Raw genomic sequence first — 24937 nt, 5'->3', positions numbered from 1 at the left:
ACTCGACGCCATGGGTCCGACCAATGTCGACGAACTGCGGGACAACCTGCGGCAGGCCGACCCGGGTGTGCTTGTTGCGGTGCTGGCGCAGTTGACCGGTGACGTGGGCGTGCTCGAGCGCTACGCCGACAAGATTTCACACGTCCCTGACCCGCCCGAGCGGGCCGGCGTCGCCGATGCCGACACGACCGCTGCGCTGGTCGCGCAAATCGTCGACGCGCTGGGGCAGGTGTCGCACACTGGCCCCGGCCAGGCCTGCGACCGCGAGTTCTTCACGCGGCTGCTACCGATCGCGCTGGGCTCGGCGGTCGACGACGAGCAGGTGGATCTGCTCCTCGAACAGGGTGGCTTTCAGCTTTCGCAGCCTGTCCTTCCACGTACGGCTCCGATCACTGTCGACCTCGCGATCGTCGGTGCAGGTATCGCCGGCATCAGCGTCGCGCTAACCGCGGCCGACGCGGGGGTGCGGTACACGATCTTCGACCGCAACCCAGAGGTGGGCGGAACGTGGTACAGCACGGTCTATCCCGGTATCGGTGTCGACACCCCATCGGCGTACTACTCGCTGTCGCGTGAGGTGAACGCGGATTGGTCCAGCTACTACCCGCAGGGTGCGGAGTACCAGGCCTACCTGGTGGCGCTCGCTGACAAACATCGGCTGCGCGAACACATTCGGTTTCAGACCGAGGTCGAGGCACTGTGGTGGGACGAGGACGGCAAGCGGTGGGAGATTCGCTCGGTCGACGCCGACGGCCGGCGCGTCACCGATTACGCAGCCGCTGTCGTGACCGCAGCCGGCTACTTGAATCGTCCACGCTGGCCGGCAGTCAAGGGACGAGACACGTTCGAGGGCATCAGTATTCACTCGGCACGGTGGGACACTTCGCTCGATCTCGCCGGGAAGAGGGTCGGCATCATCGGAGCGGGATGCACGGCGGTGCAGATCGTCGACGCCTGCGTCGACCAGGTGGGTCATCTGACGGTGTTTCAGCGCCAGCCGCATTGGGTCGCGCCGCGCAAGCGCCTCACCGACGTCGTCCCTGCGCACAAGCGCTATCTCGGGAGACATCTGCCCCACTACGCGAACTGGAATCGGCTGAAGTCCTACTGGGGCACGGCGGACAACAACTATCCGATCATCCTGCAGGACCCGGAGTGGGCCAAGGACCACCTGTCCATTTCGCCTGCGAACGATGTACTGCTGCAGATGTGCCTGGACTACATCGACCGGGTATTCGGCAAGGATTCCGAGTTGGCGAGGAAGGTGACGCCGGACTTCGCGCCCTATGGCAAGCGGATCATCCGGGATCCCGGCGGCTACTATGCGGCACTTGCCCGCGATCATGTCGACGTCGAAGCCGCCGAGCCGGCCGAGGTCAACGCGAAAGGCATTGTCACGCAGGATGGTCGGGAGGTCGACCTCGACGTGATCGTCTACGCGACCGGTTACCACTTGGACTTCCTGTCCACCATCGACATTCGTGGCCGTGATGGGAAGAAGCTGACGGACGAGTGGGGCGACAGCCCGCGGGCCTACCGCGGGGGCACGGTCCCTGGCTTCCCCAACCTGTTCACCATGTCGGCGCCGAACTACAGCCCGGGACACGGTGCGGGAGCTAATTTTTCGATGGAGGTGCTGGCGCACTACATCGTCGAATGCCTGCAGTTGATGGCGTTGCGCGGTGCGGCCACCATCGAGGTGACGCGACGGGCATACCAGGACTACGTGGCGGCGATCGACACGGCGATGGCCCGGACCGTGTGGTGCCACACGCCGACCGCGCACACCTATTACCGGTCGGGGTCGGGCAGAGTGGTGGTGGCGACACCGTATCGACTGGTCGACATCTGGCAGCAGCATCGTGCACCGATCGAAGAAGACTTCGTCCTGCGATGAGCAAGTTGCTGCACGGCAGAACAGCTTTGGTGACCGGCAGCAGCCGGGGCATCGGGCGGGCAATCGCCCAGCGACTCGGGGCGGAAGGTGCGACGGTCGCCGTGACGGCGCGCGCCCTCCAGCCTACACCGTCGATCCGGGCCGGCGCACCCACGGCATTGCCCGGAACGATCGACGAGACCGTCACCCTGATCGACGCCGCCGGCGGTTCAGCATTCGGGCTCGCCGCCGACCTGGAGGACGCCGAGGCCCGTCAAAGGCTGATAGACGCGGTGCTGGATCGAACGGGCCGTATCGACATCCTCGTCAACAACGCCGGTTTCGCCGACTACGCGCGGGTGGCGGAGATGCCGATGGAGACCTTCGACCGGACCGTGGAGCACTACCTGCGGGCACCGTTCGCGCTCACCCAAGCCGCGATACCGCACATGCAACGACAGGGCGGCGGCTGGATCGTCAACATCGGATCGGTCACCGGGGTGGCCCCGGTGCGGCCCTACCGTGACTACAACAAGGTCGCGGGCGACGTGGTCTATGCGTCCTGCAAAGCCGGACTGCACCGCTTCACCCAAGGGGTCGCCGCCGAATTGGTCGACGACAACATCGCGGTCAACTGTGTCGGCCCTTCGACCGCTGTCCGTACACCCGGTGCGGCGCAACTGATTCCGGATGATTTTCCGACTGAGCCGGTGGAGTACCTGGCGGAGACGGTGTTGGCGATGTGCCATCGTCCGGCCCGCGATCGCACCGGCCTGGTGGCGTTCAGCCTGCACTATCCGTGGTCACAGCAGTTACCGGTGCGCACTCTCGACGGCGTCACCGTACTGGAGCCGATGCCGCCGCCGGCGAATGCGAATCCCCATGTGCTGGCCGCTGGCGTGTGACTCAGAACAGTCCGGTCGACGGCACCGCTGCACAGAAGCTGTGGCACAACCGGTCTCGGACGATCACCTCGGGACACTCCGGGTCGAACCAGCGGTCCACCACCGCCCAGTGGATTGGGTGCATCAGGTAGGCCCTGTTGAGGCCGCGGGCGTCGCTGAACTCCTGCTCGAACACGTGCGTCCACTGTGCATCGCCCATCGCGTGATCGACTCGGCTCAGTTGCCACGCCGTGATCGCGGGTACGTAGCGGGTCATCGACAGGAGGTCGTCTTCGAAACGTGCCACGACGTCGGCGTGGACATTCGGCTGCACCCGCAGCAGCAGCGTCCGGTAGATGGTGCCGCCATCACGGTTCGTCGCAGTCCCTGGATAGCTTGCCCCGTTGATGCGCGTGACGTCTCGGTCACGTAACACTGCGTCGAAAGATGCTGCACTGCTGTGCCATCCGTCAACCGTGCCGAATCTCAGGTGTACGAGTATGTCGCCACCATTGCGAGACCCTGGAAGCGTCGGCTCAACCAGGCGTAGCCGCGCGCCGGTGTCCGCGGCGGCCGAACGTGCCGTGGCCAGGACGCGATCGCGCGCACCGGCGCCGACGTCGAGCAGGCGAGTGACGCTATACATCGCAGAGTTCGTCGACGTCGTCCGGGGCCGCTGCGAATTGCCGCGTCCGCTCGACGAGCAATTCGCCGATCCGCGACCACCATTCGCCCAACGCGGGGTCGGGACGCCCCTTCCATGTCATCTCCCACCAGGCCTCCGCGCTGGGCAACGTCCAGGTGATCGTGACCGTGTTGGACAATCCCGTTGACCAGATCGGCGGGCTGACCAACACCTCACGCAATGTCATGCCCCGCTCGCGGGCGCCAGGCGCATACTGCGAAAGATAGCTGTCCACAAGTGTTCTGGCGCACCCGGGTTTGGTGACCATTCGGTCGATGACAAATACTCGGTGATCGGTCACGGCTCAGCCCAGTAACCGGGACAACTCACGGCAGGACTCCTGCCGGGCCTGCTGCGCGATGCCCAGCGTCGGCATCGTCACGAAGCCGTGGATACCACCCTCGAACACGCATCGCGCTGTGCTGACGCCCGCGGCGTCGAGTGCGTCAGCGAACATGAGACCTTCGTCGCGCAAAGGATCGTGCCCGGCGATGACGACGACCGCCGGCGGCAGCCCGGCCAGGTCGGCCTGCAACGGCGAGGCGTACGGGTGCTTTCGATCGGCTACGGCTGGCACGTACTGGTCCCAGTACCAACGCATCGCCGGCTCCGGGTTGTAGAAACCCTTGCCGTACAACCGGTATGACTCGGTAGCGAAGTTCGCGGCGATCACCGGGTAGATCAGCAGCTGAGCGGCGATCGGGTGCCCGCCGCGGTCGCGCGTCATCACCGCGGTGACGGCAGCGAGGTTCCCACCGGCGCTGTCGCCGCCCAGCACGATGCGCTGCGCGTCACCCCCGAGATCCGCGGCATTGTCTGCCGCCCATTGGGCGGCCGCGTAAAAATCCTCGGCGGCGGCGGGCCACGGATGCTCGGGAGCCAGCCGGTAGTCGACCGAGATGATCACGGCCGGAGTGCGATTCGCGATGTCGCGGCACAGTCCATCGTGGCTGTCCAGATCGCAGAACACGAACCCGCCGCCATGCCCGTAGATCAGGATCGGAAGGCTCGCGTCGTGGGAGGGGCGGTAGATCCGCACCGGTATGTCGCCGCCCGGGCCGGGCACGACGACGTCGCGCACCTCGGCCACTGGCTCGGGATCGAGCGGGCGCGCGAATCGTGACTTGATCGTGGCGCGGGCTTGCGCCCCGGTCATCGTGTGCACCGGCGGGAATCCGGCGTCGAGAGCCTCGATCAGCGGCTCGAGCTGTGGGTCGAGTGTCACGCGTACTGCAGCATCGGTGCGTGACGGCGAGGCGCCAGTGGCCGCAACGGCTGCAGTGTCGGCGCGACCCGCTGCGGGCCACCCTCGACATTGCGCCAAATGCCCATTGCCGTCATCCGGACCGGCGCGGCCAGCCGTTGGTCGAACGCCATGCGGTTCATCGGGCCGCAGACCGAGACCGCGGCTACGGCCTCGCCGGGGTTGCCGATAGGTGCTGCCACGCAACCGAATTCGAGCTGTGACTCCTCGCGCTCGTAAGCGACGCCCTGTGCCCGGACCTTGGACAGTTCGGCGGCAAGCTGGGATCTGGCGGATATCGAATAGCGTGTCTTGCGGGCATCGAGGTCAGGGGTCGGGTCGTCGCAGAACGCCATAAGGGCCTTGCCGACGGCGGTGCAATGCGCGGGCTGGCGACCGCCGACCCGGGTGGGGATCGCGGCCGCCAACCGGTCGCCGACCTTCTCCAGGTAGACCACATCGGCTCCATCGAGGATCGCCAGATGCGCGACAAGGCCGGTCGCCCTGTGCAGTTCACCCATCAGCGGACGCGCGGCACGCACCAGCCGGTCTTGATGAACGGCGAGCGAACCCAACTCGACCAATCGCGTGCCGAGTTCGTAATCACGTCCGCTGCGACGCAGCCAGCGCAGTTCCACGAGGCGCTCAAGCATGCGATGCGCCGACGAGCGGGGCAGGCCGGTGCGGCGCACAAGTTGGGCGAGAGTCAGGCGCCCCGGACCATCGAAGGCGTCGAGCACCAGCGAGATGCGGTCGATCATGGCGCTCGGGGTGGCTGATTCAGCGGCGGCGTTGCTGCTGACGATCTCGGGCATCGCTTCTCCAACCCTCGTATAGCTGGGAGATATATGACTAATAGTCATATAGACTTAGCACACGGGTGTGGCCGCTGTCACTAGGGTTTACAAAAGATGCAGCTCAGCCCTTGGCGGCAGACCGGCCGGCGCGCCGCCCGTAAAAACTGCCGTCGCCCAGCGAGATGCCGCTGGCGTAGCCCCACGCCGCCAGACCGGCGGTCGAACGTCCTGCGGCGAACAGTCCCGGAATGGGTTCGCCGCTGACGTGCAGCACCTCGGCGTCCAGCGTGGTCGCCAGTCCACCCAGAGTGAACCCGCCGGTGTTCTCGCGCAGGTCGATCGCGCCGACCGGCGAGCCGATCGGCTTGAGCCATTGAGACTTCTTGTGCAGCAACGGATCCTCGCCACGGGCGGCGGCGTCGTTGTAGGCCGCGACAGTTGCCTGCAGCGACCCGGTCGGCAGGCCGATTTCGCCCTCCAGGTCGGCGATGGTGTCGGCCACCCAGGTCGCCTCGCGCAGCATCAATTTCGGCGACCAGGAGGCGTTCGCCTCGTCGTTCGCGTCGCTGTCGATGATCAGGTACGCGGTGTTGTCCTGGTGGTACAGCGTGAGCTGCCCGACCCGGCCGGGGTAGGTGTCCTCGGCGACGTAGCGCTGGCCCCGGCCGTTGACCAGGATGCCGCGAACCAGTTGCTGTGGGTCGATGAAGATCGCGACCTCGGTGGCATCCATGTGGGCCAGATCGGCGCCCAGCGCCTGCGCCATCCGGATGGCCTGCCCGTCGTGCTGCTCGATCGATGCGGCCGGACGGCCGGCGATGCGCGGGGCGAAGCGTGCCACCATCTCGTCGTTGTAGGCGAAGCTGCCGGTGGCGAGGACAACCCCGGTGCGGGCCTTGATCGTCATCACGGCGCCGTACTGGCGGGCGCGCAAACCGACCACCCTGCCGTTGGATTCGACGATCAGGGCCTGTACGCGAACGTCGTACAGCGCCCGCGCCCCGGCCGCCGTCGCGGTTTCGACCAGAGGCTTCATCAGCATGAACCCCGCACTGGCCTCGCCCTGCTTTTTGTTCTGCATCTGCGGCACGTGCCCGCGCGGGGCCGGGGTCGCAATCGTATTGAACGGGTAGGAGTTTTCGCCCCCGCTGTACATCAGTCCCTGATCGCCCATCGGCTCCCAGCCGGGCTCGGCGAAGAACTCGGCTTTGAACGGCACCCCGCAGCCGACCAGCCAGTCGAAGTGCGCGACGCTGCCGGCGCAGTAATCGGCGATCCGGTTCTCGTCGGCGCCCGGCCCCATCGCGACGTTGAGGAACGCCGTCATGTTATCGACGGAATCGTGGAATCCACAGGCGGTTTGGAGCGCGGTGCCGCCGCCGAGATAGATGAAGCCACCCGCCATCGAGGCCGCACCACCCCAGGAGCCGGTGCGCTCCAGCACTAGGACGTCGGCGCCGGACCGGGCCGCCTCGACCGCTGCTGCCGCGCCCGCGACACCGTAGCCGGCGACCACCACGTCGGCCTCGTGGTCCCAGGATGTGATCGACGACGCCGCGATCGGCGTGACGTCCGGATTGCTCACCGCGTCACATCCGCATGGCTGCGGGCATCTCGCCGACCCACTGATGGCCCCAGTAACTGTCGGCGGTGATTTCCTCTGCGGTGTAGAAGGTTTCGTCGACCCGCATGCCCTCGGTGCCGAACTCGATGTCCCAGTCGCCGGGCGCGCGGACGTAGAACGACACCATCTTGTCGTTGGTGTGCCGCCCGAGCGTGGACGACAGTTGGAAGCCCTCGGCGTTGACGCGATCCAGCGCACGGCCGACCGCGTCGAGGGTGTCTACCTCGACCATGATGTGGACCAGGCGGGGATCGCGTTGATGGGCGGCGGGCACGATGGCCATGCTGTGGTGGCGCTCGTTGATGCCGAGGAAGCGGACCCGCACCGGCCCGAACTCCTTCGGCAGCGGCACCCGGAAGGCGCCTCGGGAGCGGAAACCCAGCACCTCGGTGTAGAAGTCGAACAAGCCGTTGGGATCTGTCGCGGGGAGAACGACGTGGCCCATGCCCTGATCGCCGGTCACGAACGTGGCCCCGAACGGAGTGACCACCGGACTGTGGTCGAGCACCGCGCCGTGGAACACCTCGAGCGTCGTTCCGGCCGGGTCTTCGAAGGCGATGACCTCTTCGACCCGACGGGCCTCGGCGTCCTCGGTCGACAGCTGCTTGAACGGGACGCCCGCGCCGTCCAGGGCCGCCTTGACCCGTTGCAGCGCAGGATGATCGCGGACTTCCCAGCCGACGGTCAGCACCCGGTCGCTGTCGCCGGGCACGATGATCATGCGCGCGGCGCGCTCGTCCATCCGCAGATACAGCGCCGACGGATCGGGGCCCTTTCCTTCGGCGAAGCCGAGCACGCCGAAGGCGAACTGCCGCCAGCGGGCGATGTCGTTGGTCGAAATGGTGATGTAGCCAAGGCTTTTCAGATCGCTCACGGCTCGCCTTCCTAGATCAGCGCCCGCAGCGGGCCTTCCGGCGGTTCCACGCCCAGCGAACTGAGCGCCGCCGCGTGATACGTGGTGCCCGGGACATGAATGGCGTGCATCTGCGCGACGTGGACATCGCGCCAGTAGCGCTGCAACGGCTTGTCCATCCGGGCCGCGTTGCCGCCGGACCGGGCGAAGATCTCGTCGACGGCTGAGACGGCACGCCACACGGCGCGGACCTGAGTGCGGCGGCCCGCCGCCCGGTCGGCGAACGACACCTCTTTGCCGGCGGCGACCATGTCGTAGATGCGGTCGGCGTTGGCGAGCAACTCCTGACGGGCGGCGTTGATGTCGGCCGCGGCCTCGCCAACCGCGTACATGACGTACGGGTCATCCTTGATCGCGGTTCCGGTCGCGCCGACTCGTGCCCGCTGGTAGTCCAGGTGCGCGGCGAGCGCACCCTCGGCGATGCCGATCGCCGCCGCGGAGATTCCGAGGGGGAACATCGTCGACCACGGCATCAGGTAGAGCGGCTCGGTCATACCGGCCTCGCGCTGCGCGGTGCCGTCCATCACCTTGGCCGCGTCCATGGTCCGGTAGGTCGGCACGAACGCGTCTTTGACGATGACGTCCTTGGAGCCGGTTCCGCGCAGCCCCACCACATTCCACGAGTCCTCGACGATCTCGTAGTCCTTGCGCGGCAGGATCATGTGCACCATCTGCGGCGGCATGATCGGGATGCCCTTCTCGTCGCCGAGCATCGCGCCGAGGATGATCCAGTCGCAATGGTCGGTGCCGGAGCTGAATTGCCAGCGCCCGTTGAAGATGTAGCCGCCGTCGACCGGCCGGGCCACTCCCTGCGGGGCGTACGGCGACGCCATCCAGGTGTCGACGTCGTCGGCCCAGATCTCGGCAGCGACCTTCGGGTCGGCATAGGCGAGCTGGTAGGGGTGCACGCCCACCACGCCGGTGATCCAGCCGGCGGCCGGATCCAGCGCCGCGGTAGCCATCGTGGTTTCCGCGAACTCGCGGGGGTGGGCTTCGAAGCCCTGATACTGCTTGGTCTGCAGCAGCCGGATGTGACCGGCCGACTTCATCATCTTGACGGTGTCGTCGGTGAGTCTGCCGATCTGCTCGGCCTGGTCGGCCTGATCGCGCATCTGGTCGGCCAAGTCCATCACTCGGTCGAGTACACGTTCGCTCATGATGTCGTCCTCCGGTTCTAGGCCTAGTCATGGTCTACCGCAGCACAGGGCGCATCCGTGGCCGATCCCGATGAGCGGGCGGAAAACCTAGACGATCAGTCGCGGTGTCCGATCACCGGGAAATCCCCGTGGCCATCACATCGCCTTCCCTACAGTGAGTTCTCATGACCACTGATGCGCCACTGGACGCCGTCGTCGTCGGCGCCGGGTTCGCCGGTCTGTACGCGCTGCACAAGCTCCGCGGTCAAGGGCTCACAGTCCAGGTGCTGGAGGCCGCCCCGGACCTCGGCGGCACGTGGTACTACAACCGCTACCCGGGCGCCCGTTGCGACGTGGAGAGCGTCGACTACTCGTACTCATTCTCCGAGGAGCTCCAGCAGGAGTGGGACTGGACGGAGAAATACGCCACCCAGGCCGAGATCCTGCGTTACCTGAATTGGGTCGCCGACAGGCTCGATCTGCGCCGCGACATCGCGTTCGAGGCACGGGTGGTGTCAGCGGTGTTCGACGAATCGGCCGGGCGCTGGACGCTGACCACCACGGCGGGCGACGTGCTGACCGCGCGTTTCTGCGTAATGGCGACCGGATCGCTGTCGGCGGCGCTGACCCCGAACTTCCCGGGCCTGGCGGAGTTCACCGGCGAGATTTTCCACACGGCGCACTGGCCGCACGAGCCCGTCGACTTCACCGGCAAGCGAGTCGCGGTCATCGGCACCGGATCGTCTGGCATTCAATCGATTCCGATCATCGCCGAGCAGGCCGCACAGCTCTACGTATTCCAACGCACCGCCAACTTCAGCGTCCCGGCCGGCAACCGGCCGCTGTCCGCGGACGACCTGGACGAGATCAAGGCGACCTACGAGCAGCGGCGACGGCTGTCGTGGCGCAGCGGCGGTGGTTCGCCGCACATCCCCGCCAGCCGACCGACTCTCGAGTACGAGCCGCAGGAACGCCGCGCTGCCTTCGAAAAGCGTTGGCAGCTCGGCGGTGTGCTGTATTCCAAGACCTTCCCCGACCAACTGACCGATCTGGCGGCCAACGACGAGGCGCGAAAATTCTACGAAGAGAAGATCCGCGCCGTCGTCGACGACCCGACACTCGCCGATCTACTCATCCCCACCGATCATCCGATCGGCACCAAGCGAATCTGCACCGACAGCAACTACTTTCAAACCTTCAACCGGCCCAACGTTTGTCTCGTCAGCGTGCGCGCTACCCCAATCGAGTCGGTTGACGCCACCGGCATCCGCACCTCCAAGGCCCACTACGACCTCGATTCCATTGTCTTCGCAACGGGTTTCGACGCGATGACCGGGGCGCTGGCACAGATCGACGTCATCGGCCGCGGGGGAGCCGCCCTGCGCAACGATTGGGCGCACGGGCCGCGCACATACCTCGGGCTGGGCGTTGACGAATTCCCCAACCTGTTCATGATCTCCGGGCCCGGCGCACCAGCGGTGCTGGCCAACATGGTGCTCCATGCCGAGGCGCAGGTGAACTGGATCGCGCGAGCGATCGGCTACCTCGACGACCACGGCTACGCCACGATCGAACCGACCGCCGACGCGGTGGACGGTTGGGCTGTGGAATTGGCCCGCCGTGCCGACGAGTCGCTGTTCACCAAAGCCGACTCCTGGTACGTGGGCGCGAACGTCCCCGGCAAGCCACGAGTATTCATGCTGTTCATCGGCGGATTTGCCGCCTACAACGATATCTGCGCCGAGGTCGCCGACGCCGGTTACAAGGGATTCACCCTGTCGAAGTCCGGTGCCGGCTCGGCAGAAAGTGATTGTGATGCAGAGTGATTCAGGCCCCCTCGCCGGCAAGGTGGTCCTCGTCAGTGGCGGTGCGGGCGGACTCGGCACGGCGTTCGGGCGGCTGGTGGTCGACCGCGGCGGCAGCGTGGTGCTGGCCGATCTGCTCGACGCCGAGGGGGACAAGCTCGTCGGGGAACTCGGTGATCACGCCCGCTATATCCACTTGGACGTCACCGATCCCGAGCAATGGTCGGCGGCAGTGCAATTCACCCTCGACGAGTTCGGTTCGCTGACCGGTTTGGTCAACAACGCCGGTGTCTCGACCGGGCAGTTGCTCGAATACGAACCGCTGGAACACTTCCGGAAGGTGGTGGACATCAACCTCGCGGGCGTGTTCAACGGCCTGCAGGCGGCGATCAAGCCGATGCGCGCGGCCGGTGGGGGGTCCGTCGTCAACATCTCCTCCGCCGCGGGCATGTTCGGCCTCGCGTTCACCGCCGGTTACGGCGCGTCGAAATGGGGCGTGCGCGGGTTGTCGAAGATCGCCGCGGTCGAATTGGCGCCGGACCGCATCCGGGTCAACTCCGTGCACCCCGGCATGGTGTACACCCCGATGACCGTTGACATCGGAGTCCAGCCCGGCGAAGGCAATTATCCCAACACCCCGATGGGGCGAATCGCCGAACCGGGCGACATCGCCGGCGCCATCGGCTACCTGCTGTCCGACGACGCCGCCTACGTCACCGGCGCGGAGATCGCGGTAGACGGGGGATGGACGACCGGGCCGACCATGAAATACGTTATGGGACAGTGAGTCAGACAGGAGCGCGCAGATGAAACGTCTCGATGGCAACCGGATTCTGGTGACCGGCGCGGCTTCGGGAATCGGGCAGGCAACCGCGCTACGCCTGCTCGACGAGGGTGCCAAGGTCGTCGGCGCCGATGTCGCGGCCGACGGCCTGGAGAAAACCCGGGCTATGGCCGCGGAGGCCGGCAACGGCGAGCGGCTGACGGCGCTGGAGATGAACATCAGCGACGAACGCTCTGTCATCGACGGTGTGCATTCGGCAGTCGAGACACTGGACGGTCTGGATTCGGTGGTCAACGCCGCGGGCATTCTGCGGGCCGTCCACACCGAGCAGATGGACCTGGCATTGTGGAACCAGATCATCGGAATCAACCTGACCGGAACGTTTCTCGTCGTCCGCGAAGCCCTGCCGAGCCTGCTGGAGAAGCCGCGCAGCGCGATCGTCAACTTCAGCTCGACGTCGGCCCAGTTCGCGCACCCTTATATGGCGGCCTACGCCGCGAGTAAGGGTGGCGTCCAATCATTCACGCACGCTTTGGCATTGGAGTATGCGAGCAAAGGGCTGCGAGCGGTTTGCGTGTGTCCTGGAAGCATCAAGTCCGGAATCACCGATGCCACTGGCGGATACATCCCGCAGGATGCCGATTGGAATCTGTTCACCAGGCTGATGCCGATCCTGCCGACCACGGAGCTGTCCAGCGGCGCCGGGATGGCGGCTCCTTCCGCGGTCGCGGGCGTCATCGCGATGCTGGTGTCCGATGACGGTGCGTTCATCACCGGCACCGAGATCCGGATCGATGGCGGAACCCACGCGTGACGCGCGGCGGCGACGATGCAGAGCGCAGCGATGAGGAGGAGCGCCGCCGGTGAGCACTGACTACGAGGGCACCCTGCGCGAAATCGCCACGGAGCCAGGCGTTCTGCGCTATCACGAAGCCGGTCCAGCCGACGGTCCGGTGCTGTTGCTGCTGCACGGATCCGGCCCCGGTGTGACGGGCTGGCGGAACTTTCGCGGCGTCCTCGGCACCTTCGCCGAGTTCTTCCGCTGTCTGGTGCTGGAATTTCCCGGCTTCGGCGTCAGCGACGACTTCGGTGGCCACCCGATGATCACCGCGTTGGACGCGGTGGTGCGCTTCGTCGACGAACTCGGCCTGAAAACCGTTGACATCCTTGGTAACTCGATGGGTGGCGGCGTGGGCATCAACTACGCGATCGCGCACCCCGATCGGGTGCGCCGGCTGGTGACGATCGGCGGTATCGGGCGCAACCTGCTGAGCCCCGGTCCCGCTGAAGGCATCCGGCTGCTGCAGGACTTCACCGATGATCCGAGCCGCGAAGGCCTTGTGCGGTGGCTGCATTCGATGGTCTACGACCCGGCCGTCGTGACCGAGGAACTGATCGAGGAGCGGTGGACTCACGCCACCGACCCGGCGACGCTGGCCGGCGCACGGCGGATGTACGGCAAGGAAGCCTTCGCTCAGATGATGAAGGCCGTGGAGGCGTCCAAGGGGCCGCAGCCGTGGGCGGTGATGCATCGGGTGCAGGCGCCCACGCTGATCACCTGGGGTCGTGACGACCGGGTCAGTCCGCTGGACATGGCACTACTGCCGATGCGGACCATCCCCAACGCGGAACTGCACGTCTTCCCGAATTGCGGTCACTGGGCGATGATCGAGGCGAAAGAGGCCTTCGAGAGCGCGGTGTTGGCGTTCCTGCTGCGGAAGTAGGTCAGTTGACGCAGGGCACGCCGCCGCCGTCAATCGGCGCACCGCGATCGGGGATCGGATCGGCACTGGTCGTCACGCTGGATCGCCACTTGAAATTGCCGTAAAGATCTGGCGTCGTGGTGGTTTCACTCGTCGAGTCCGACAACGCCTCGTCCTGTGCGGGGACGGAGAAGCTGTCGTCGACCACCACCTCGACGTGACCGAACTGCAAACTGCGATTCGGTTTGTCGGGCGCGTCGATGCCGAGCAGGCTGGCCACTTCCTTCGCATCGTTATCGGCACCGGGGGCGTATTCGATTGTGGTGGAGGTGGGTTCGCCCTTGACCCGGTCGCGGACCGAGCCGGTGGTGTAGCCGTCGTGCTTGAGCGTGCGGGCCACCTTGCTCGCGAGACCACTGGTGCTGCTGGCATTCACGACGTCGACCACGGTCGACGGGCTGGGCGCATCGAGTGTCGTGCTCGAGGTCGTCGACGAGCCGAAGGCCGCCGCCACTTCGGTCTTGATCGCCGCGGGGTCGACGATGTTCACGTCCTGGCCGTTGATGTTGTCGTAGCGCACCACGGGCAGGGTGCGGTATTCCATGGAACCGCCGGCGAGTGCGCCCATCTTGCGGAACATGCCTTCGTCCCAGCCGGCTGACAGCACGACGTCCTTGCGGGCGACCGCCATCAGGTCTTTGAGCTTGCCGATGTTGGTGAACGTGCCGCTGTCCTGGAGTTGTCGCATGACCGAGGACAGGAAGGCCTGCTGGCGGTGCGTGCGGTCCAGATCGCCGTTGTCCAGGCCGTGGCGCTGGCGGACGAACGCCAGTGCCTGTGCGGCATCCAGCGTCTGACGACCGGCGGGGAAGTCGGCCCCGGAGTAGTCGTCATACACCGCGTGCTTGAGGCAGACCTCGATACCGCCGAGGCTGTTGGCCAGGTCGTAGAAACCGGCGAGGTTGACCTCGGCGAAGTAGTCGATCGGCGCCCCGGTCAGCTTGCGTACCGCCTTCAGCGTGGCGGCGCGGGCGGCCTCGCGGCCCTTGGTTTCCAGCTGCTTCTGGTCGCTGACGCCCTTGTCGATCATCTTCTGCTCGACGTACTGCTTGGTGAGCCCGTACGCCTCTTTGATCTTGATGTGGTTGTAGCCGGGCACGCCGTTCCAGGAGACCCAGTCGTCGCGGGGTATCGAGAACGCGGACACTTTGTCGTCGGGGCCGATGTGCGCCAGGATCAACGTGTTGGTGTTGTAGCCGCCGTCGTCGGAGTCACCGGCATGCAGATGCTTCAGCACACTCCACGGCAGATCGTCGCCGTTCTGGTCTTTACGGGAGTCGAGGCCGATCAGCAGGATGTTCATGCCGTCGCCGGTGGATTTGGGGTCCTCGGGGCTCAACGCCTGCGAGACGGTGATGCCGCTGAGTACGCCATGAGCCATCCAGTAACCCGACCCGGTCATCAGCAGGGCCCCCACCGCGACGATCGCGCCGATCGCATGCGCCAGTGAGTGGCGCCGCGGCTGAGGCGGCGTCGCGTGCAGGCGATGCTTCGGGTTGGATTGCTGCAGGGTTCCCATCACAATCTCGGCTGTGTTCGAGGGTCTGCGCCAGACCGGGGTGACTGTGCTCGGGCGCTGATTGGTACTTGCCGTCTAGTATGCGGCAGCTTGTTCGGCCGCGTTCTGTGACCCAGTTAACCGCATCTATTTGTCAGCTTCGTCAAAAAGGTCCTGAACAGCGGCGATAGCTCCTGGCAGCGTTCCTGTGCGGGCGTACCAATTGTGGCCAAATCGTGCCGCTAGAGCTCGAGAATCGTCCCGTCGGCGGCGGGCAGTGCGGCGTCGAAGCGGGTTTGGGCCGCCTGCGCGGTGCGTTCGGCCACGCCCGGGAGCGGGTGGAGGTGGGTGATCAGCAGGCGCGACACCCCGGCCTCGATGGCGATAGCGCCGGCTTCATCACCCGAGGTGTGGCCCCGCTCGGCGTCCTGCGGCTCCCACGCCTCGTGGAGCAGGGTCCCCACACCGGCCACCTTGCGGATGGTGTTCGGGTCGAATTCCGTGTCGGTGCAGTAGGCGACGCGATCGCCGATCCGCAATCCCGCCGACGGCAGGGGGTGGCGGATCTGCTCCCAGGTCCGGATCTCGAGACCGGCGAAGCCCAGGCTGTCCCAGCCCAGCTCCGCCCAGCGCGCCGATGCCAGCGGGGACGACGTCTGGAAGGGGACCGCGAGGAGTTGCTCCTCGACGATCGAGCGAGTGGGTCGGCCGTACGCCATCGAGCCCGGGCCGGCGATGGTCAGTTCCCTGCCGCCCAGTGCGCGTGCGCTGACGAACCCGAGGCCGGTGACATGGTCGAGGTGAAAGTGGCTGAGCGCCACGGTCACCGACTCGATGCCGTCGAGCAGGGACGGGTTGATGTGCAGCGCACCGAAACCCGTTCCCGCGTCGAGTATTAAAGCCTCGGTCCCAGAGGTGATCAGGTAGCAGCTGGTCTGGCGGGAGCTGGTGGGAATCCATCCACCGCTGCCGAGCACCGTCAGTCGCATGGGTAAAGAATCTACGACCCCAAGGATAGCCGGAGTGCGGCGACGGTCTCCAGATCGTTCAGCGCGGCCACACCGCGTCGAACCCCTTCCAGCGCAATGCCTTCGTCCTGCATGCCACCCATGCCCGCGGTGATCAGCGGTGCCACATAGGCGTACAGCGCACCCTGCCGGTAGCGCAGCAGGAGGTCGTCGGCGTTCAGCTCCGGACCACCGGCGGCGGCCAGGGCGTGCCGGTAGGTGCCCAGCAGCTCGCGTTCGCTGGACCGGCGGTCGGCGGTGGTCATGCCGGTGACGAGCGTGTAGGACAGCTCCCGACCCGGGTGCCCCCGCCGCACGGCCTGCCAGTCGAGCAGCCCGGCCTCGCCGTTGCGGAAATAGACGTTGCCGGGATGGGCGTCGCCGTGCATCACCGTGTTCGGTTGCGCATCAATGAGTTTCGCGACGGTGCGATAGTTGTCGATGATGAACCGGCCGTCCTCGACAGGAATATCTGTTCGCTCTCCAAGCCGACGGGCCGAGGTATTGAGCAGCGGGCCGGTCAGCAGCGAGGTGTCGTCGCCGGAGGCGGAGTACACCCACCGGGTTGTCTTGCCCCAGAACGTCGCATGCAGCGTGGCCAGCAACTCGACGATCGTGGCCGCCTGGTCTTGGTCGAGTGGATGCAACGTGTCCGGAAATACGCAGGGGTCGACCGCGAGGTCTTCGAGGACCAGCACGAAGCGACCGGTCAGCGAGTCGAAGGCCGACCCGTATGACGTGGGCAGGCCGGTCAGCTGCGGCGCGAGTTCGCGGTAGAACATCACCTCGGTGTGGGCCAGTCGGCCCAGTTCGCCCATCAGCCGGGTCGCGACCGTCTCGGCGGGCATCTTGACGAACACCGAGGCGGGGACGCCGTCCCCGGTCAGTGCCAATCGAGCGCGCGACGATGTGCCGGCGTCGCCGCCGATCACCGACACCGATGCGACGCGGCGGCCCATGATCGTCGAGAGTGCTTGCGCGTCAAGCTCATTGATCGAGCGCGGGAGCGAGCGAAATCGGCCGAGCGCGGCATCGGTCACTACCCGCTGGATGCCGCGGCTCACGTGTGCGGCCAAGCCGAATCCCGCGGCGACGTTGCTCACCGATGCAGCATTACAAAAGTCGGGCCTTCTGTAAAGGCACCTGCTGACGGCGAGCTCGAATTCTATCCGGCAAATTCCGCACCGTCTCGGGGGAGATCCAAGCGATGTACATGACGTAGGTCGCGTAGCTGAAGATGCCGATTTGGATGTGGAGGTCGATGAGCGCGTGCATCACGACGCCGGCGGTCAGCACAAACGGTCGAAAACGTGGCGACCACACCAGGATCGCGATTGATACCTCGATCGCGATGGCGCCCCAGGTCGCGACGTTCATGATCATGGGGTTTTCCACCAACCATCGCGGTACCGGCACGCGTTGCATGTCCTCGACCCGTAGCGCGTACGAGACGGCGGTGCCGTCCAGCCAGGTCTCCCCAGCCAATTTCGAGCGAGCCGCTGCGAGATAGATGAGCGACAGCTGAACCTGCATCAGGCGAATCGGCCAGTGTGCTCGTGTCTGCGCCGACCAGAACGACCCCGTACGCCGTCGTTGGTCGAGCGATAGTGCGGCCCCACAGGGCGATACGGCGAGCAGCAACGCTTCGATCCGAACCAGAACGTCGCCCGCGTTGAAGGCCGACGGCACCCGTCGCTCGAAGGACAAAATGAGAATAAACGCGACGATGGCCGCCGGTCTGCTGTGCCAGCCGACCAGCAATGCGACTGCCGCCAGCGCAAGCACGATCATTCCGATGACCATGGCGAGGTCGCTGTTCCACAGCTGAAAAACGCCCCAGGTGTACGCGATCGAGGGCGGTGCGGGCGTCGTTCCGTGCGGGTCCAGCAATCCGTGGCGCATCGGCCACAGCCACAGGCTCCACAGCAGCGCGAGCCCGCCGAACGCCATTCGGATCAGGCCAAGCGTGTACATCGGCTGGGGCTCGAACCAAAACGATTGCCACGCTTGGCCAATGGATGACAGCTGCGTGCGCGTCGAGTGTGCGATCGCCGTCATCGGTCGTTGGCCAACGATTCGATGTACAACGATTCGGCACCCGTGTGTCGGGGCTCGTTCGTGCCGGGTGGTGAAATCGACTCCGTCCGCAGGATCATCTCGACGCGGCGGGGGTGGTCACCGGGGCGGCTCAGTTCGCGGACGACCCAGTGGGCGAAGTCCGCGCGCGACTGCCGGTCGGTCACCAGCGTCTCTTTGACTTTGCGCCAGCGGTGCGAAAGTTCTACTCCTAGAACGGGATTGAGCTGAGGAAGCGTCCACGCCCGGTCGGAACCGTCCGCCATCGTGACATGCACTTCGATATTCTCTTGCTGCCGTGGTGGATTCGGCGCATACATCGACCAACTCTGGTCGAGCCCGAGGGGTAGCGCAATGGGCCGAAGGATTGGGGCTATCGCCCGTGTTATTGCGGCGTCGGGCAGATTCCACGCCACGCCCGTTAGCAGGAAGACAATGATCAGCGCACTGGTCGCCGCATTGCGGATGCGACGAGGATTGGGCGCTACCTCCGATTCGGGTGTCTGCTGCATTTCACCTACATTTCCATGCCCTGGCGCGGCCACGGAGCAAATACATTTTAATCGTCGCCGGGCGGCTGTTGCGCAAATAGCGCGGCGCTAGACCTGCCGCTGTCCGGCACCGGCTTGAATCTCAATTCTCTGTAAGAGACGCCGTGATTGGTACCGCCCGAATTGTTGGTAATCCATTCACCAAAGCCTTGTGCAGGAGCGGCGATCAAGCGGTGTCGGCAAATATTGCAGAAATGCTCCGGCTTGCCCCGGGGCGGTGTTTCATGGCGGCAGGGTGGGAGTTATTCGCCACGTCGTGAAGGACGCGACTATGAACGCCAGACGAAACACACCGGCAACCTCCGATGCCGGTTCGCGCCTGCCGACCTACTTGTTCGCAGCCTCGGTGGTTGCGGTGGCCCTTGCCGGCGGCGGACTCGCCTACACGCTCACCAATTCCAGTCAGGTGACGGGGCCGCCTCCACCGGCAGCGCCGCCCGGGCCGGCGCCGGCGGCAGTCGTTCCGGCGCCCGCCGCCCCGATCGCGCCGGCTCCGGCCGCGATCGTGCCCGCCCCGGCCGCACCCCTCGTGCCGGCACCTGCTGCCATTGCACCCGCGCCTGCCGCGCCGTATGTCCCAGCGCCGGCCGCGCCCGGTGTTCCGCAGCCGGCGGAGCCGCCACCGCCGGCATTTGCTCCCGCCCCGCCTCCGATCTTCGTCCCGATCCCCGTCCCGATCCCGGTCGGGCCGCCCGGCCACGGCAATTCGAACGGGCCGGGCAACACCAACGGTCCGGAGAATACGAACGGCAAAGGGTCGTCGGGATCGACGACGGCGTCGACGACGGGCTCGACGACCGGGAGCACCACGGCGTCGACGACGGGCTCGACGACCGGGAGCACCACGGGGTCGACAAATGGCACCACCACCGGTTCAACGACAGGCAGCACCACGGGTTCGACCACTGCGTCGACAACTGGTTCTACTACCGGGACGACGACCGGCTCGACCACTGGGACGACGACCGGCTCGACCACTGCAAGCACAACCGGTTCGACCACCGGCTCCAGCACGGGTTCGACAACTGGCTCGTCGACTGGGACAACTACCGGCAGCGGTCAGAAATGTAAGCAACTGGGCACCTGCTGAGCGAACCTTAGCGGGCGTGAAGCCAGACGCCCTTAGCGTGTGCCGCCCGAACTCGGTGACGGAGACGGGCTGGGCGTGGACCCCGAACTTGGTGATGGGCTCGGGCTCGCCGGCTTGGTCGGGGACGTGGGGCTCGTCGGAGACGTCGGGGACGTCGGACTGGTTGGAGACGTCGGGCTCGTCGGCGATGTGGGGCTGGTCGGACCTGCCGGAACCGCAGGGCCCGGGGGCGTGACCCCCAGACCGGGCCCCACGCCACACCAACCCTGCACATCCTCTGTGTACTGCTCGAGCGGCGGCGGGCACCGGTACCCCGGCGGGAAGTTGGCGCCCGCGTTGAGCAGATCGCAGGGAACCAGAACCTGCTTTTTGGGACTGTTGGTCAAGCACTTCACCGGCTGCCCCGGCGGCACCGGCGGATCGGCGTGAGCCTGCAGCGGGACGACGGCAGCCGCCAACACAGCGCCCAGCGCACACGCGAGACGGAGATAGTTCATGAGAAATCCTCTGCTGTCGAGACCTCGGCCTTATCGACAGTATTTCGCGACTAGCAACGCCCAGTTGGCTCGCCCCCATCGCCGGCGTCAGCCGGCACATGCGATGAGGACACCCATCCGTCGTAGAATCGCCGTGGCTCATCCAGCCAAGCCCGGCCGCGTTAGCTCAGTTGGTAGAGCATCGCTCTTGTAAAGCGAGGGTCGAGAGTTCGAGTCTCTCACGCGGCTCCAGTCGTGTCGGTGTCGAGGAATAGCGTCCTTCCCATGTCGACTTGCTGTCTCGGAAGCGGGGCCGATTTTGTAGGTCGCCGACCAAAAGTCTTCTGCACCAACGCATGTCAACAGTCGCACCGCCGACGCCTGCTCCTGCAGGCGTGGCTCGACAGCGGAGTTTGCGGCCGGATGTCGTATCAAGGCCATAACCGCCGCGAAAATCTGCGTCTCATTTGTCCCAATTGCGACAGCCAGTTGCCGACATATAAGGCGAGAAACCGCGGCAGCGGTCGCCACTACCGGCGACAGCGTTACGCCAACGGTCAGTCGTACTGACGCCGTGCTTACCTCGCCGATCTGATGGTCAGTCGTCCTGACCCGAGCTCTCGTGGTCGATGACCCGTTGCGACCGCACGGTCCGGGTGGGTGAGCGCCGGCCCGGCCGACGGCCCGGCAACGGGATCCGGTCGGCGATGTTGCTCAAGGGGTTGACCACCATGGTCAAGCCGTTGACGGCATCCTGCAGCGTGGCGATGGCCGGCTCGAGGGCTTCCATGCCGGGGGCCAATCGACTCAGGGTGTCTGCCACGGCGGCGAGCTGCTCGAGTGGCCCGTTGCGGGCGGTGAGCTTGTCCACCAGGCCGCCCTCGGACAGCAGCCGATCGACCAACCCGTCCTCGGCGAGGACGCGTTCGATCAGCCCGTCGTCCGCGGTCAACTGGTCGACCATGCCGCCCGGCTTCAGCGCGCGTTCCAGCCCGCCGCCCTCCGCGGTCAGCCGGTCGAGCAGGCCGCCGTCGGCGGTCAGCATGTCGACGACCCCGCCCGGGCGTAGTAGCCGGTCGATCGGGCCGTCGGTGGCAATCGCCCGTCCGAGCGGAGCGTCGTCATCCAGCAGCCGGGCCAGCCGGTTGGCGCGGGCCATCGCGTCGTCGATGCCGAGCATGTGCGCGACCGGGTTACCCGCGGCCGTCGTGCCGGTCTCGCCGAGGCTGCGGTGGGCCATGCCGAGCGCGGTGGTCGCGATTCCCACCCCCGCGTCGGCCGCAGCGAGCCCGACCCGCACCGGCGCGGTGGCGAGGCTCACCAAACTCTTGCCCAGACTCATTCCACGAGTGTATTCAGCCCGGCCCACATCCCGTGGTGGTTGACCGTGATCGGTCTTACAACGAACTCTCAGCTCGGTCACAGCCAGCTCGGAGCCATTCTTCAGCTACGTAGGAGGGAATTGACGACATGTCAGCAGCGATGCCAGAAGCAGCCCCCGAAGCACGTGTCCTCGTCGTCGACGACGAGGACAACATCGTCGAACTGTTGTCGGTCAGCCTCAAGTTCCAGGGCTTCGAGGTGTACACCGCGACCAACGGCGCGACGGCGCTCGATCTGGCTCGCGACGTCAAGCCGGACGCCGTGATCCTCGACGTGATGATGCCCGGCATGGACGGCTTCGGAGTGCTGCGCCGGCTTCGCGCCGACGGCATCGACGCCCCCGCCCTGTTCCTCACTGCCCGGGATTCGTTGCAGGACAAGATCGCCGGCCTCACGCTCGGCGGCGACGACTACGTGACCAAGCCGTTCAGCTTGGAGGAGGTCGTCGCCCGGCTGCGGGTTATCCTGCGGCGCACCGGAAAAGGCGTCGCTGAGAGTCGCAATGCGCGACTCACGTTCGCCGACATCGAAATCGACGAGGACACCCACGAGGTGTGGAAGGCCGGCGAGGCGGTCTCGCTGTCGCCCACCGAGTTCACTTTGTTGCGCTACTTCGTCATCAACGCGGGAACCGTGTTGAGCAAGCCGAAGATCCTGGATCACGTGTGGCGCTACGACTTCGGCGGTGATGTCAACGTCGTCGAGTCGTACGTGTCGTACCTGCGCCGCAAGATCGACACCGGTGAGAAGCGGCTATTGCACACCCTGCGCGGCGTCGGCTACGTGCTGCGGGAGCCTCGCTAACCCGTTATGCCGCGCCACATTCGGATCGAACTGCCGCTGCGCGTCGCGCTGGTCGCCGCCACCCTGCTACTCGTGGCGATGGGATTGACGGCGTCGGGCATCGCGGTGACCTCGATCCTGCGTCAACACCTGATCCAACGCGCCGACCAGACGCTGGAAGAGGCGTCGCGTGGGTGGGCGCAGGCCCCCCGGGGCGCGCTAAAGATCCCGCACGGCGCCAACCTCGATCGGCCGCCGTCGAATTTCTACGTGCGCAGCCTCGCCGCGGACGGTCGGGGCCGAACCGTCATCAACGACCGGCACGCAGAACCCGTCCTGCCTTCCAATAGTGACGTCGGTCCCGAGCCGATCACCGTCGGCTCGGTGGACAACTCCGGCGTGCAGTGGCGGGTCGTGTCGATGCGTGGGCCCAACCGGCTCGTCACCGTCGCCTACGACCTGTCCGAGATTCAACACATCGTGCGGTCGCTGGCCTGGCTGCAACTCGGCATCGGTGCGGCGGTGCTATTGGTTCTCGGGCTCGCCGGGTCGTGGGTGGTGCACCGGAGCCTACAGCCGTTGATGGAAGTCGAAGAGACGGCTGCCGCAATCGCTGCCGGGCAGTTGGATCGCCGTGTGCCTGAACGCGATTCGCGCACCGAGGTCGGCAGGCTCTCGGCGGCGCTGAACGGAATGCTCGCGCAGATTCAACAGGCGTTGGCCTCGTCGGAGGCCTCAGCGCAGAAGGCCGTCAACTCCGAGGACCGGATGCGCCGGTTCATCACCGACGCCAGTCACGAATTGCGCACCCCGCTGACCACCATGCGCGGGTTCGCCGAGCTGTACCGCCAGGGTGCGGCGCGCGACATGGAGATGGTGATGTCGCGCATCGAGAGCGAATCGCGCCGCATGGGCCTGCTGATCGACGATCTCCTGCTGCTGGCCCGCCTGGACGCGCAACGCCCGATCGAGCGCAAGCGGGTCGATCTGCTCGCGCTTGCCACCGACGCCGTGCACGACGCAAAGGCGGTGTCGCCCAGCCGGTCCATTGCCATCGAGGTGGTGGACGGCCCCGGTACTCCGCAGGTACTCGGTGACGAGGCGCGACTACGCCAGGTGCTCGGCAACCTGATGACCAACGCGATGCAGCACACCCCGGAATCCGCCGACATCATCGTGCGGGTCGGCACCACCGCCGAGGACGCGATTCTCGAAGTCGTGGACGAGGGGCCCGGCATGACCAAGGAGGATGCGCTGCGAATCTTCGAGCGGTTCTACCGCACCGACTCGTCGCGCACTCGCAGCAGTGGCGGCAGCGGTCTGGGCCTGTCGATCGTCGACTCGCTGGTGCAGGCGCACGGCGGAACGGTCAACGTGACGACGGCACCGGGGCAGGGCTGCCGCTTCTACGTGAGCCTGCCGCGGATCAGCGACATTCCCGCGCACGCCTTGACGGCACGGGCGTAGATGACGACGCCCGACGGCGAGGATTCGGTCCCTGCGATCGCAGCGCTGTTCGAGGCGGAACGCACCGAGGTGCAGAGCATTCTGGGGCACGCGCTGTCCCTGATCAGCATTCTGGTGGCCTACTCCACGGTCGTCGGCGCGGCGTGGGCGACCCGGCCCGACACCGTCCCGCACGCGCTGGTCCCCGTGGTTCCGATACCGGTGTGGCTGGTCATCGCGTGGCATTCGCAGCTGAACAGCCGGCTGTTCGCGCACAACCAGGCGGTGGTGATCCTCGAACAGAAGCTGCTCGATCACATCCCCAGCATCACCTACCCGACCCGGCTCTGGCTCGGCCACACCAGCGGGCGGTTGGTCAACGAGATCCCGATCCTGTTGCGCGAGAAGCGTTATGCCATGGCCGCGGCGTCCATCATCACCTACGGCGGACTGCTCGCGATCGTGCTCGCCCTCACCGTCGCCAGCGTGGTGGTGCCGATCTTCGTCAACCACGACTGGCAGGAGTTGGCCACGGTCATGGCGATCGTCTACGCGGTCGTCATCGTCCTGCTCGGCGCCTCGTACAAGGCGACGTTCGGCATCGACATCGACTCGATGGACGAGTGGGCGAAATCCGCCCACCTGACATTCCCCGGTCAGTTCAGGACCCAGCACCGCCACCGCGACGGTGGCTGATCAGCCCGTCGTCAGGTCGACCAACGCCGCCGTGATTTTCGACTGAGCCTCGTCGAGGGATTCCGCGGACGGACTGCGGTCGACGTTCGCGAAGCCGAAGTCGCTGAGGCTCTTGGCCGGAAAGACGTGCACGTGTAGGTGTGGCACCTCGAGGCCGGCGATGATGAGGCCGGCACGGTCTGCGTCGAACGCGTGGGTGACGGCCTTACCGATCAACTGGGCGACCGACATGACCTTGGCGAACACCCCGCGGTCGATGCTCTGCCACTGATCGATCTCGGCGCGCGGCACCACCAGCGTGTGCCCCTGCGTCATCGGCTCGATCGTCAGAAAGGCGACGACCTCGTCGTCCTCGTAGACGAACCGGCCCGGCAGTTCCCCGTTGATGATCTTGCTGAATATGGTCGACATGGCTCCAGCA

The 24937-nt window shown here is 66.2% G+C and carries 26 protein-coding genes and 1 tRNA gene; 12 read left to right on the top strand and 15 right to left on the bottom strand.

Going from position 1 to position 24937, the window contains the following annotated elements; translation table 11 throughout:
• The first annotated feature begins 10 nt into the window (after nt 1-10).
• Entirely contained in the window at nt 11-1897 is a 1887-nt protein-coding gene (locus PT015_RS15090) for a flavin-containing monooxygenase (RefSeq protein ID WP_285185466.1), read from the top strand.
• Complete coding sequence (locus PT015_RS15085) at nt 1894-2781, top strand: SDR family NAD(P)-dependent oxidoreductase (RefSeq protein ID WP_285185465.1); 888 nt, start codon at nt 1894-1896, stop codon at nt 2779-2781. The genes PT015_RS15090 and PT015_RS15085 overlap by 4 nt, the downstream gene beginning before the upstream one ends.
• Nucleotide 2782: 1 nt before the next feature.
• On the opposite strand, the gene PT015_RS15080 is transcribed toward PT015_RS15085, so the two are convergent.
• The 7 genes from PT015_RS15080 to PT015_RS15050 form a co-directional block, all read right to left on the bottom strand.
• Entirely contained in the window at nt 2783-3406 is a 624-nt protein-coding gene (locus PT015_RS15080) for a Dabb family protein (RefSeq protein WP_285185464.1), read from the bottom strand.
• A complete protein-coding gene (locus PT015_RS15075; RefSeq protein ID WP_285185463.1) occupies nt 3399-3746 on the bottom strand; it encodes a hypothetical protein in 348 nt (115 codons plus the stop codon). Before PT015_RS15075 ends, PT015_RS15080 begins: the two co-directional genes overlap by 8 nt.
• Nucleotides 3747-3749: 3 nt before the next feature.
• The gene (locus tag PT015_RS15070; RefSeq protein ID WP_285185462.1) at nt 3750-4670 is read right to left on the bottom strand and encodes an alpha/beta hydrolase; all 921 of its coding nucleotides are present in this window, start codon (nt 4668-4670) and stop codon (nt 3750-3752) included.
• Nucleotides 4667-5503: an IclR family transcriptional regulator gene (locus PT015_RS15065; RefSeq protein WP_285185461.1), complete on the bottom strand. Its 837-nt coding sequence runs from the start codon at nt 5501-5503 to the stop codon at nt 4667-4669. The genes PT015_RS15070 and PT015_RS15065 overlap by 4 nt, the downstream gene beginning before the upstream one ends.
• A 103-nt stretch (nt 5504-5606) precedes the next feature.
• A complete protein-coding gene (locus PT015_RS15060; RefSeq protein ID WP_285185460.1) occupies nt 5607-7070 on the bottom strand; it encodes an FAD-dependent oxidoreductase in 1464 nt (487 codons plus the stop codon).
• Between the two features lie 4 nt (nt 7071-7074).
• Nucleotides 7075-7983: a biphenyl-2,3-diol 1,2-dioxygenase gene (bphC, locus tag PT015_RS15055; protein WP_285185459.1), complete on the bottom strand. Its 909-nt coding sequence runs from the start codon at nt 7981-7983 to the stop codon at nt 7075-7077.
• An 11-nt stretch (nt 7984-7994) separates the two neighbouring features.
• Nucleotides 7995-9179 (bottom strand): acyl-CoA dehydrogenase family protein, encoded by a 1185-nt coding sequence (locus tag PT015_RS15050; protein WP_285185457.1) that lies wholly within the window; start codon nt 9177-9179, stop codon nt 7995-7997.
• Nucleotides 9180-9343: 164 nt separating this feature from the next.
• On the opposite strand from PT015_RS15050, the gene PT015_RS15045 reads away from it, so the two are divergent.
• The 4 genes from PT015_RS15045 to PT015_RS15030 are packed head-to-tail and all read left to right on the top strand — an operon-like array spanning nt 9344 to nt 13471.
• Nucleotides 9344-10984, top strand: coding sequence for a flavin-containing monooxygenase (locus tag PT015_RS15045; protein ID WP_285185456.1), 1641 nt, complete (start codon nt 9344-9346; stop codon nt 10982-10984).
• Nucleotides 10974-11750 (top strand): glucose 1-dehydrogenase, encoded by a 777-nt coding sequence (locus PT015_RS15040; protein ID WP_285185455.1) that lies wholly within the window; start codon nt 10974-10976, stop codon nt 11748-11750. The genes PT015_RS15045 and PT015_RS15040 overlap by 11 nt, the downstream gene beginning before the upstream one ends.
• Before the next feature lie 19 nt (nt 11751-11769).
• Nucleotides 11770-12561: an SDR family NAD(P)-dependent oxidoreductase gene (locus tag PT015_RS15035; protein ID WP_285185454.1), complete on the top strand. Its 792-nt coding sequence runs from the start codon at nt 11770-11772 to the stop codon at nt 12559-12561.
• Nucleotides 12562-12610: 49 nt separating this feature from the next.
• Complete coding sequence (locus PT015_RS15030; protein WP_285185452.1) at nt 12611-13471, top strand: alpha/beta fold hydrolase; 861 nt, start codon at nt 12611-12613, stop codon at nt 13469-13471.
• 1 nt (nt 13472) lies between these two features.
• Here PT015_RS15030 and PT015_RS15025 read toward each other — a convergent pair whose 3' ends face one another.
• From PT015_RS15025 to PT015_RS15000, 6 genes are all read right to left on the bottom strand, one after another.
• The gene (locus PT015_RS15025) at nt 13473-15029 is read right to left on the bottom strand and encodes an LCP family protein (protein WP_285185450.1); all 1557 of its coding nucleotides are present in this window, start codon (nt 15027-15029) and stop codon (nt 13473-13475) included.
• A 221-nt stretch (nt 15030-15250) separates the two neighbouring features.
• Nucleotides 15251-15997, bottom strand: a complete 747-nt coding sequence (locus PT015_RS15020) for an MBL fold metallo-hydrolase (protein ID WP_285185449.1) — start codon at nt 15995-15997, stop codon at nt 15251-15253.
• Between the two features lie 11 nt (nt 15998-16008).
• Nucleotides 16009-17118: a phosphotransferase gene (locus PT015_RS15015; RefSeq protein WP_285185448.1), complete on the bottom strand. Its 1110-nt coding sequence runs from the start codon at nt 17116-17118 to the stop codon at nt 16009-16011.
• Nucleotides 17119-17128: 10 nt separating this feature from the next.
• The gene (locus PT015_RS15010; protein WP_285185446.1) at nt 17129-17989 is read right to left on the bottom strand and encodes an HTTM domain-containing protein; all 861 of its coding nucleotides are present in this window, start codon (nt 17987-17989) and stop codon (nt 17129-17131) included.
• Nucleotides 17990-18069: 80 nt separating this feature from the next.
• Nucleotides 18070-18603, bottom strand: a complete 534-nt coding sequence (locus PT015_RS15005) for a hypothetical protein (protein ID WP_285185444.1) — start codon at nt 18601-18603, stop codon at nt 18070-18072.
• Between the two features lie 441 nt (nt 18604-19044).
• On the bottom strand, nt 19045-19656 hold the full coding sequence (locus PT015_RS15000) for a hypothetical protein (protein ID WP_285185442.1): 612 nt from the start codon (nt 19654-19656) through the stop codon (nt 19045-19047).
• 131 nt (nt 19657-19787) lie between these two features.
• Here PT015_RS15000 and PT015_RS14995 point away from each other — a divergent pair, with 131 nt between their 5' ends.
• From PT015_RS14995 to PT015_RS14985, 3 genes are all read left to right on the top strand, one after another.
• The gene (locus PT015_RS14995) at nt 19788-19967 is read left to right on the top strand and encodes a hypothetical protein (RefSeq protein WP_285185441.1); all 180 of its coding nucleotides are present in this window, start codon (nt 19788-19790) and stop codon (nt 19965-19967) included.
• Between the two features lie 417 nt (nt 19968-20384).
• Nucleotides 20385-20460, top strand: a tRNA-Thr gene (locus PT015_RS14990).
• A 33-nt stretch (nt 20461-20493) separates the two neighbouring features.
• Nucleotides 20494-20778: a hypothetical protein gene (locus PT015_RS14985; RefSeq protein WP_285185439.1), complete on the top strand. Its 285-nt coding sequence runs from the start codon at nt 20494-20496 to the stop codon at nt 20776-20778.
• A gap of 28 nt (nt 20779-20806) precedes the next feature.
• Here the strand turns inward: PT015_RS14985 and PT015_RS14980 are convergent, their stop codons facing one another.
• Nucleotides 20807-21550, bottom strand: a complete 744-nt coding sequence (locus PT015_RS14980) for a hypothetical protein (protein WP_285185438.1) — start codon at nt 21548-21550, stop codon at nt 20807-20809.
• A gap of 128 nt (nt 21551-21678) precedes the next feature.
• Here PT015_RS14980 and PT015_RS14975 point away from each other — a divergent pair, with 128 nt between their 5' ends.
• The 3 genes from PT015_RS14975 to PT015_RS14965 are packed head-to-tail and all read left to right on the top strand — an operon-like array spanning nt 21679 to nt 24516.
• Nucleotides 21679-22395, top strand: a complete 717-nt coding sequence (locus PT015_RS14975) for a response regulator transcription factor (protein WP_285185436.1) — start codon at nt 21679-21681, stop codon at nt 22393-22395.
• A gap of 6 nt (nt 22396-22401) precedes the next feature.
• A complete protein-coding gene (locus PT015_RS14970; RefSeq protein WP_285185435.1) occupies nt 22402-23841 on the top strand; it encodes a sensor histidine kinase in 1440 nt (479 codons plus the stop codon).
• Nucleotides 23842-24516: a hypothetical protein gene (locus tag PT015_RS14965; RefSeq protein WP_285185434.1), complete on the top strand. Its 675-nt coding sequence runs from the start codon at nt 23842-23844 to the stop codon at nt 24514-24516.
• Here PT015_RS14965 and PT015_RS14960 read toward each other — a convergent pair whose 3' ends face one another.
• Entirely contained in the window at nt 24517-24927 is a 411-nt protein-coding gene (locus PT015_RS14960) for an HIT family protein (protein WP_285185432.1), read from the bottom strand. It lies immediately after the preceding gene.
• Nucleotides 24928-24937: the final 10 nt, after the last annotated feature.

It is taken from the genome of Candidatus Mycobacterium wuenschmannii, from assembly GCF_030252325.1.
GTDB lineage: Bacteria > Actinomycetota > Actinomycetes > Mycobacteriales > Mycobacteriaceae > Mycobacterium > Mycobacterium wuenschmannii.
The sequence above is the reverse complement of the archived record's forward strand: the minus strand, read 5'-3'. Positions and strand labels throughout refer to the sequence as shown.

Bases quoted from the DNA above. Each gene is read 5' to 3' on its own strand.
- PT015_RS15090 (WP_285185466.1), top strand. From the start codon at position 11: ATGGGTCCGACCAATGTCGACGAACTGCGGGACAACCTGCGGCAGGCC.
- PT015_RS15085 (WP_285185465.1), top strand. From the start codon at position 1,894: ATGAGCAAGTTGCTGCACGGCAGAACAGCTTTGGTGACCGGCAGCAGC.
- PT015_RS15080 (WP_285185464.1), bottom strand. From the start codon at position 3,406: ATGTATAGCGTCACTCGCCTGCTCGACGTCGGCGCCGGTGCGCGCGAT.
- PT015_RS15065 (WP_285185461.1), bottom strand. From the start codon at position 5,503: ATGCCCGAGATCGTCAGCAGCAACGCCGCCGCTGAATCAGCCACCCCG.
- PT015_RS15050 (WP_285185457.1), bottom strand. From the start codon at position 9,179: ATGAGCGAACGTGTACTCGACCGAGTGATGGACTTGGCCGACCAGATG.
- PT015_RS15045 (WP_285185456.1), top strand. From the start codon at position 9,344: ATGACCACTGATGCGCCACTGGACGCCGTCGTCGTCGGCGCCGGGTTC.
- PT015_RS15040 (WP_285185455.1), top strand. From the start codon at position 10,974: ATGCAGAGTGATTCAGGCCCCCTCGCCGGCAAGGTGGTCCTCGTCAGT.
- PT015_RS15035 (WP_285185454.1), top strand. From the start codon at position 11,770: ATGAAACGTCTCGATGGCAACCGGATTCTGGTGACCGGCGCGGCTTCG.
- PT015_RS15025 (WP_285185450.1), bottom strand. From the start codon at position 15,029: ATGGGAACCCTGCAGCAATCCAACCCGAAGCATCGCCTGCACGCGACG.
- PT015_RS15020 (WP_285185449.1), bottom strand. From the start codon at position 15,997: ATGCGACTGACGGTGCTCGGCAGCGGTGGATGGATTCCCACCAGCTCC.
- PT015_RS15010 (WP_285185446.1), bottom strand. From the start codon at position 17,989: ATGTACACGCTTGGCCTGATCCGAATGGCGTTCGGCGGGCTCGCGCTG.
- PT015_RS15005 (WP_285185444.1), bottom strand. From the start codon at position 18,603: ATGCAGCAGACACCCGAATCGGAGGTAGCGCCCAATCCTCGTCGCATC.
- PT015_RS14985 (WP_285185439.1), top strand. From the start codon at position 20,494: ATGTCGACTTGCTGTCTCGGAAGCGGGGCCGATTTTGTAGGTCGCCGA.
- PT015_RS14980 (WP_285185438.1), bottom strand. From the start codon at position 21,550: ATGAGTCTGGGCAAGAGTTTGGTGAGCCTCGCCACCGCGCCGGTGCGG.
- PT015_RS14975 (WP_285185436.1), top strand. From the start codon at position 21,679: ATGTCAGCAGCGATGCCAGAAGCAGCCCCCGAAGCACGTGTCCTCGTC.
- PT015_RS14970 (WP_285185435.1), top strand. From the start codon at position 22,402: ATGCCGCGCCACATTCGGATCGAACTGCCGCTGCGCGTCGCGCTGGTC.
- PT015_RS14965 (WP_285185434.1), top strand. From the start codon at position 23,842: ATGACGACGCCCGACGGCGAGGATTCGGTCCCTGCGATCGCAGCGCTG.
- PT015_RS14960 (WP_285185432.1), bottom strand. From the start codon at position 24,927: ATGTCGACCATATTCAGCAAGATCATCAACGGGGAACTGCCGGGCCGG.